At 21.1% G+C, this 6,615-nt stretch carries 4 protein-coding genes; 2 read left to right on the forward strand and 2 right to left on the reverse strand.

The annotated features are described in order from the left end of the window. The first annotated feature begins 60 nt into the window (after window positions 1-60). Window positions 61-2,841: an inverse autotransporter beta domain-containing protein gene (locus GJT96_RS02295; RefSeq protein ID WP_169780599.1), complete on the forward strand. Its 2,781-nt coding sequence runs from the start codon at window positions 61-63 to the stop codon at window positions 2,839-2,841. 89 nt (window positions 2,842-2,930) lie between these two features. Then, window positions 2,931-4,214 (forward strand): glycoside hydrolase family 28 protein, encoded by a 1,284-nt coding sequence (locus GJT96_RS02300; RefSeq protein ID WP_169780600.1) that lies wholly within the window; start codon window positions 2,931-2,933, stop codon window positions 4,212-4,214. Here GJT96_RS02300 and GJT96_RS02305 read toward each other — a convergent pair. Then, on the reverse strand, window positions 4,211-4,870 hold the full coding sequence (locus GJT96_RS02305; protein ID WP_169780601.1) for a prephenate dehydratase domain-containing protein: 660 nt from the start codon (window positions 4,868-4,870) through the stop codon (window positions 4,211-4,213). The genes GJT96_RS02300 and GJT96_RS02305 overlap by 4 nt on opposite strands. Window positions 4,871-4,934: 64 nt before the next feature. Continuing rightward, entirely contained in the window at window positions 4,935-5,798 is an 864-nt protein-coding gene (gene trfA / locus GJT96_RS02310) for a plasmid replication initiator TrfA (protein WP_169780602.1), read from the reverse strand. Window positions 5,799-6,615: the final 817 nt, after the last annotated feature.

The following is a 6,615-nucleotide window of genomic DNA, read 5'->3' on the forward strand; positions in this document are numbered from 1 at the left end:
ATGAAGAAAAAAAAAAAAGTATTTTCAGTATTGAATAAATTGAAAAAAATTACGGTTTTTGTGTTACTAAACTTAATGGTTATATCATTTAGTAATGCTGTAATTTTTCATAAAAATATTAAAATCAAAAAACAAAAAACTTTTTTTGAAAAAAAAAAGAAAACAAAAAAAAAAATTGATCTTTTTATAAAACAAGTTTTCTTTTTGGAAGAAATTAAAAAAAGTTATATGTTTTTTTACATTAAAAGAAAACCAAATTTTATTAAAAAAAATATAATTTTTTTAATAGAAAAAAATAGTGAAACTTTAAATGTGTTAAAAAATTACTATTTAAAAAAACCACTAAGTAAAAAAGAAATAAAATGGAGTAACATAAGAAAAAACTATAACAATAGTTATTCAGAAAATTGTGTTTCTGATCTTTACCTTGATAAAGATAAAAAAGTAAAAGAGAATAATGATTCTAATAAAAAAAACTTAATTAATTCATTGTTTTCAGTTAAAGATAATTTTTCTAATAAAGAAGTTTTCATAAAAAATGTTAAATTAAATATTTTAAGTAAGTTTAATTTAGAGGTTAACAATACAGTTAAATCGATTTTAGATAGGATATTTGAAAAATTTGAATTAAACGGAAAATCTTTGGTTAAAATTAATTTAGATGAAAATTTAAATTTAAATAATTCGGAATTAGCTTTATTTTTTCCTTTTCTAGAAAAAGAAAATTATATTTTTTTTATACAAAATAATATTCATAAAACGGATAATAGAAGTCAAAATAATTTAGGTTTGGGGGTTAGAAAAATATCGTTTGATGATAATTATTTACTAGGAATTAATAGTTTTTTTGATTATGATTTTACATTAGATAATGCAAGGATAGGATTAGGTTTAGAATTATGGAAAGAATTTTTTAAAGTAAGTACTAATATATATTACGGATTAAGTAGATGGTGGCATCAAAACCAAGATTTTTTAAACGTTAAAAAATATCATAATCATTATGATTATATTAATGATGATGAGTTTTTTTCAAAACCGGCAACAGGGTGGGATATTAATGTAGAAGGATATTTTTTAAAGTTACCAGAAGTAGTATTTAAATTAGGTTTTGAAAAATACTATGGTAATATAGGATTTAAACTGGATAATAATTTAAAAAAACATGAAAAATTATTCTCTCCTTCAATTTATTCATTTAGTATAAAGTATACTCCTATACCAATTTTTTCTTTTATTATTGACACAATAAAAACTAGTAATGGGGAAAATAGTATCCAATTTGGAGGTAGCTTAAATTTACAATTAAATACTCCATTTTATGACCAAATACATAATAAAATTCATAATATTTTTTCATCTTCTTATGATCATAGATATAATTTTGTTCAAAGAAATAATAATATGATTTTAAAGTATAGAAAGAAATTTATAATTAAATTATTTACAAAAAAAGAAATTTCAGGATACCCTAATAGTGAACATTCTTTAGGAATTATAGTAAATTCTGTAAATAAAATTAAGAATATAAATTTTCATAGTCAAAGTAATTTTTTTCAAAAAGGGGGAGCTATTAAATTAATTCATAATAATTATATAATAAGATTACCTCGTTTTGATACACAAAAAGAAAAAGATAATAACTATTTGGTTAAAGTTATAGTTTCTGATTTATTAGATAATAAAGATATTTCTTATATTAAAGTTAATGTTTTCCCCCCCTTAGTAGACAAAAATTTTTCAAGTTTAAATATTTTTCCTAAAACTATATTAGTTAACTCTGAAAAAGCGAAAATTACTTTTGAAGCTAGAGATGTTAATAATGAACCATTAACAGATATAAAAAATATTAATTTTGTAGTTGACAGTGGAGATTTTCCTGATATTTTTAATGTGAAAATCAGTAAAGTTCATGAAAATCCAAAAGGAACATATACAGCAATAATTAAAAGTTCTTCTCCAGGAAGAGCTTTAATAAAAGTTAAAATTAACAATATTATTAATAAAAATATTAGTGATACAATTAATGTAATCTCTCTATTTGCTGATAATATTCAAGTTACGGCAGATCCTTCAAGTTTACTTACAAAAGTAAGTGAATCGATTAATTTATCTATAAAAGTGTTTGATAAACATGGTAAAGGTTTAAAAGATTCTGAAATTAAAATAGCTAATATTTTAGTTATGGATCAACAAGGATATACTAGAAAAGATAGTGGTAAAATTCATTTTGAAGATATAACAAATAAAAAATTTTATGATGGAGATAATTTTATATCTTACACAAATAAAGAAGGGGAATTAAAAGTTAAAATATCTGATCCCCATGGAATTGGAGTACGTACTTTTCTTAAAATTAGTGCAGATAATTCTATTAGCAAAAAAATTGCTGTAATTTTTACAGTTCCTACTAGCCCTAATAATTTATATGCCAGAATGTATGGTCATATGACTGATGTTTTATCTATTAATGGATTAAAATTTTATAGACCTACTTTATTCTCTGAACGTGCAGGAGATCAAGTATATCATTATTTAAATGAAGATTGGGCAAAATATAATTGGTATAATGGGGAAGATCTATGTAAAGCTAAAAATGCTAGATTTCCTAATAGGGAAGAATTATTAGATTTCTATGATATTTATCCTGGTAATGACTTATTTAGTAAGTATGGATGGCCTATTGTTGATAGATATAATCTTGTATGGACTTCTTCTTCTATAAGAAACATGTATTTTCGTAATCCTTTACATTTCTATGTCGATTTTTTAAATAGAAAAATTGATAAAGGGGTTATTAGTGATGTTTTTACCGTTTTTTGTGTTCAAGATAAAAATTAATAATTCATTTTTTTTGATTAAAAACAATATTTGATTAAAAAAAATATTATATAATAATATATATTATTTTAAATATGAATTAATCTAAAATGAAAATATTATTTTATAGAAATGCAAAAAAAATTTTTTTTCATACTATATTTATAATTATAATTTTATTTTTTCATAATTGTGTATATGCAAAAGATACACGTTTTATTACGGAACCAGTAGTACCTGAAATAGGTAAAACATTAATAGCAAATGATAATAAAGATTTTACTACTGAAATTAATAATGCTGTTATGGATTGTGCTAAACAACATAAAGTAGTTAGTTTAATTCCTTCTAATCAAGGGGATACACATTTTTATTCTGGGCCTATAATTATTCCCTCTCATGGAGGACTATTAATTAATAAAAAAGTAATTTTATCGGCTATTAACGATTCTTCTTTATATGATAAAGGTAAACAAACTTGTGGAACATTGGATAATATAGGTAAAGGTTGTAATCCTTTTATAGTTTTAAAAGGAGAAAATAGTGGGCTATATGGGGAAGGTTATATCGATGGACAAGGGGGGAGTTTATTAAAAAATAGAAAATATACTTGGTGGCAATTAGCTACAGAAGCTAAAATAGGTCATAAAAAACAAAATAATCCTCATTTAATTAATATTAATTCAGGTCATAATATAATTATATATAAATTACATTTAATAAACTCTCCAAATTTTCATGTTGTATCTTATAAAACAAATGGTTTAACTATTTGGGGGATAAAAATAAATACTCCTGCTGATTCTCGTAATACAGATGGGATAGATCCATCTTCTTCTGAAAATATAACGATTACACATTCTAATATTAGTACAGGAGATGATAATATAGCTATTAAAGCTGGAAATAATGGGGCATCTAAACATATAACTATTATAAATAATAATTTTGGCTATGGACATGGTATGTCCATAGGAAGTGAAATAAATAGTGGAGTAAATGATATCCTTGTTAAGGATTTAACATTACAAAATACAACTAATGGATTAAGAATTAAAAGTGACATTACAAAAGGAGGAATAGTCACAGATATACATTATGAAAATATTTGTATTTCAAATGTAAAAAATCCTATTGTTTTAGATACTAGTTATAGTGATAATATAAAAAATGAAGAAAAAAATATTCCTCAATTTAAAAATATTTTTTTTAAAAATATTGAAGTTTTAACTCCTGGAATATTAAAATTTAATGGATTAAATGAAGATAATATGATCGAAATTTTTGTAAATAATTTCCACATAAAAAATGGATCTTCATGGATTAAAAATAATGTTATCATTCATGGTAATATTGATAATATTATTAATAATGATAATTGCATATTACATTAATTTTTTTTTAAAACTAAAAAAGTAGTTTTATTATTTTTTTTATTTGATATATTTTTTTTTAGAATATATAATTTATAAAAAATAGCAGCTTTTTCATTCCCGATAGCTGCTATCTCTTCTGATGAATAATTTTTAATTATTTTCATGGCAAATGAAGTACTGGAACAACTTTTTAATTCCCATGATGGATTTTGTCTTATAAAAAAATTACATTGTTTAAATGGTTCAGAATGACTATAAATTTTTTTTATTTTATTTAAAAAGATTTTTTTATTAGAAACCAAACAGTGTTTAATTGGTAATTCAAAAACTTTTCTTACGTGCAAATAAATACTATTGATTTTTAATAAATCAAATACTTCCTTAACAACTCCTGTGATATTATTATATATAGGAACTATAGCTAATTTAATTAAACCTTGTTTAATACAAAAAAAAATTTCAGAAAAATTTTGACAACTTACATTAATAATTTTTTTTTTAAAAAAAAAATTATTAATGTAAGTTAAAGTAGCTAGATGAGAATAACTATATAAAGGACCTAAAAAAGCAATACTCTCTTTATTAAGATTTAAAAATTTTTTTCCAACACTTTTGGTATTATTATCAATAATAAAATTATTATTAATATTTTTTTTTTTAATTATACTAATCATTATTTTTCTAAAAATAAAAATTTAAATTATTATAACATATATATAGTACATTATATACTATTAATTATTTAATAACGTGAACAATATCATTCTTATCTATCCAACAATCCCATCCTGTTGCTAATGAAACCTCATATAGAGATTTTTTTAAAATTTGTCTAAATTTCCACAAAATTATTATTCTACTTCCACATAAATTTTTTAAAGTAATTACTTTATAACATAAAGGAATATGATGAGTACAATAAAAACAATGTAACCATTGAGATAATGGTTTACCTTTTAATTTTTTTCGTTCTTTCAAAGAAACTATAGTCCATATAGATTGTGTAAAAAAAGATGTTATATTCTTATTTAATAAAATAATATTTTTCTTTGTTTTATTATTTCTATACCATTCATGTAACAAATGACCTATATAAAAATAACTTTTATAATTAATTTCTATACTACAAATAGATAATCTTGTTAAAGAAGTTTTCAACCATTCATAATCTTTTTTCCCTGTTGTTCTATCTATAGATTTTAAAAAAGAATAAGATGAAAAAATAACCCTTTCTCCTAAAGGAACTTGTGAAAATCTATATAAACATTCTAACCAAACGTCTAAATCTGATTGATCCAAACTTTCTCCAGTAAAACGTATAAAAAAGTCATTTAAGGATGTTTTTAAAATATTTCTTTCATATTTTCTATATCCTTTTTTTAAAATACCAAATAAAGAACTACGTAAAATGATATTAGGAACTGCCCTTTTATTTCTTGAAATATTTGGAAAAAAATTTCTTATTTTAGCTTTTTTCTTTTTGTGTAAAAAAGAAAGAGATTTTTTTACTCTTTTTTTTTCTATTTTTTTCTTTTTTTTTCTAAAAAAATTACTCTTTTCAATAAGTAAACTAATTCTTTTATAAAACTGCTTTTTACACATTAAAGTTTAATAAACACAAAACAAAAATTAGAGATTAAATAACATTATCAAAAAAAAGTTAAATGATGTTTTTTTAACTAAATAAATTAAACTAAATTCCAAACATTTACACAATTTACTTTTTTTTAAATCATATAAAAAAAACAAAGACCCCCCACAAATGTTATAAACACAAAAAAACATATACGAAAGAAAAAACATTTTCTAGTCAGCTTATTACTATTTTTAACAAAACCTTGAAAATAAAATAAATTATTGTTTAATTATATCTATTTTTTTTCATGTGTCAAAATAATTTTAAAATTTTTTATAAAAAAGATGTTTTATCTCCTAAAATCTAATAAATAAACATAAAAAAATTAAAATAGTAAAAAACGGGATAGCAAGTAGTAAAAAACGGGATAGCAAGTAGTAAAAAACGGGATAGCAAGTAGTAAAAAACGGGATAGCAAGTAGATCTGCTATATATATGTTTTATATAAAAAAATAAATCAGTTATTCTTTATAATCCTTTTATAATCCTTTTATAATCCTTTTATAATCCTTTTATAATCCTTTTATAATCCTTTTATAATTTTTTTATAATCCTTTTATAATCCTTTTATAATCCTTTTATAATCCTTTTATAATCCTTTTATAATCCTTTTATAATCCTTTTATAATTTTTTTATAATTTTTTTATAATTTTTTTATAATTTTTTTTTTAATAATCAAAAAAACACTTGTAAAAAAAAAAAAAATGTATATAATTAAATTATATGCGAATGGTCTCAACTAATAGTTAGCTGTTAAAAAATTTTTTAATAAAAATTATATA

It is taken from the genome of Enterobacteriaceae endosymbiont of Donacia piscatrix (assembly GCF_012569525.1).
Taxonomy (GTDB): Bacteria; Pseudomonadota; Gammaproteobacteria; order Enterobacterales; family Enterobacteriaceae.

What these genes read in the sequence shown, in the direction of transcription:
- GJT96_RS02305 (WP_169780601.1), bottom strand. Translation starts at nt 4,870, where the DNA reads ATGATTAGTATAATTAAAAAAAAAAATATTAATAATAATTTTATTATT.
- trfA (WP_169780602.1), bottom strand. Translation starts at nt 5,798, where the DNA reads ATGTGTAAAAAGCAGTTTTATAAAAGAATTAGTTTACTTATTGAAAAG.
- GJT96_RS02300 (WP_169780600.1), top strand. Translation starts at nt 2,931, where the DNA reads ATGAAAATATTATTTTATAGAAATGCAAAAAAAATTTTTTTTCATACT.